Here is a 1,662-nt window from a genome sequence, read left to right as displayed (position 1 = left end):
CCGGCTACAGCTTGTCGGCATCTCTACGCCTCGAACACCTTCTCAGTGAACCATTCCGCCAACCTGGCAAGCTCCGGCCCCAGCACGCGATCGGCGCCGACAGGCGGCACGATAGCTCTGATTTGATCGACGAAGGAGCGCAGTGCCGGCGGCGGCGTCCGTTCGGTGACGTGCAGCGCCTGCGAGGCGATCATCGCCAGCATCGCCATGGCCGCGTCGACGCAGCGGCCGGCGGTCGCTTCCTTGGTCCATGCGAAGAATGCCGTCGTGGCGACGTCGTCCTGCCCCGCGCCCGCTGATTCCGTGCCCGGCATGAAGGTACGTTGCGCTGCCAGCTTGGCCTGTTCGAGATAGCCGGTGATTGCCATCGGTACGTAGCCGACATTGCCATGGCCATCGCTGTCGGCCGAGTGACGTCCGTTCATCAGCAGATCCGGCAGCAGCGACACCTTGCCGTTCAGAAGCTTCGAGGCGTGGCGGTCGCAGAGCAGGCAGATATCGGCCCATATCGCCGCCAGATCGTCCAACGCCGGCGTCGCCATGGCGTTGTGATAGCCGCCGGTCGAGATGCAGCGGCCGAGCGGATGTGCATCGTCGGGCGGGATGTAGACCGGATTGTCCGATATAGAGGCCAGCGACACATTGGCCGCCCGCTCGGCCGACGACAACGCACGATGCGCCTGGCCGAGGACGCGCGGCACGATGCGGTAGCTGACCGGCGCCTGATAGTTGCGCCGCCCGTCGCCGGCGCCAACCAGAAATTCCCGCAAACCCTGCAGGGCCGCGGCCTCATGCTCATCGCCCCAGAGCGTGTCGAGGGCGGCGTCATAGTGTTCGAGGGGGGCACGAAACGCCTCGATCGACAGCGCGAACACCTGGTGCGCCATGCGGATCCGGCGGCGCGCCGCGAGCGCTGCGTCTGCCACCAGAGCGGCAGCGCAAGGCGAGCCGTTGATGAGCGAACCCCGTTCCTTGACCTCGAGGTCGAAACGCGTCGAAAGTTCTGCAAACAAGGGGTAGAGCGCCAGGATCTCACCGGCGCCGCCCTGGCCGGAGGCCGGCACGACAGGCATCGGCTCCCCGTCGAGCATTGCGGCCACGGCTAGCGCGATGCGCGGCGTTGTGGCGGCGTTGCCCTCGATGAAATTCGTCAGACGGGCAAGCACGATCGCCCTGACCACGCGATCCGGCAAGGGATCGCCGAACGAGGTGGCGGCGGCAAACGCCTTGATGCGCGCATGGCGATCACGCTCGTCAGGTTCGAGCTTTCGGCTTGCCAATTCCCCCATGGCGGTTGTGACGCCATAGATGACCGGTGGCGGATCGGATTCGATCAGCCTGAGAAACGAGGCGCGGCATTCGGCGATGCGCTGCAAGGCCTTCTCGCCGATCGCCACCGTGTCCTTCTTCCAGGCGACGCGGAAAACAGTGTCGAGGTTGATGTCGTCACGCTTCGACAGGCTAACTGGCATGCTTCACACCACTGGAAATAAGGGACTTAGTAGAGTGGTTCCTCGAATAGCGTCTTGTCGCCGTCGACCAGCGCCTTGATCTGCGCGGTGCCGTCGCCGGCGAGCGCAAGACGGATGCCGAATGGCCGCACCCGCATATCGTTCTGGATCGCCATCCCCTCGCCTTCCGGCAAATAGAAGCGCTCAATAC

The 1,662-nt window shown here is 65.0% G+C and carries 1 protein-coding gene and 1 pseudogene; both read right to left on the bottom strand.

Annotated features, from left to right (window positions below; genetic code table 11):
* Nucleotides 1–23 precede the first annotated feature (23 nt).
* Nucleotides 24–1,472 carry an aromatic amino acid lyase gene (locus EN984_RS33685; protein WP_127384309.1) on the bottom strand — a complete coding sequence of 483 codons (1,449 nt, stop codon included), beginning with the start codon at nt 1,470–1,472 and terminating at the stop codon, nt 24–26.
* 26 nt (nt 1,473–1,498) lie between these two features.
* Nucleotides 1,499–1,662 (bottom strand): annotated as a pseudogene (locus EN984_RS39140) (GDYXXLXY domain-containing protein); the annotation flags it as partial.

Source organism: Mesorhizobium sp. M7A.F.Ca.CA.004.12.1.1 (assembly GCF_003997835.1).
Lineage (GTDB): Bacteria > Pseudomonadota > Alphaproteobacteria > Rhizobiales > Rhizobiaceae > Mesorhizobium.
Note: the sequence above shows the minus strand (reverse complement) of the source record. Positions and strands in the feature narration are given on the sequence as shown.

Excerpts from the sequence above, each read along its gene's own strand:
- EN984_RS33685 (WP_127384309.1), bottom strand. The coding sequence starts at position 1,472 with ATGCCAGTTAGCCTGTCGAAGCGTGACGACATCAACCTCGACACTGTT.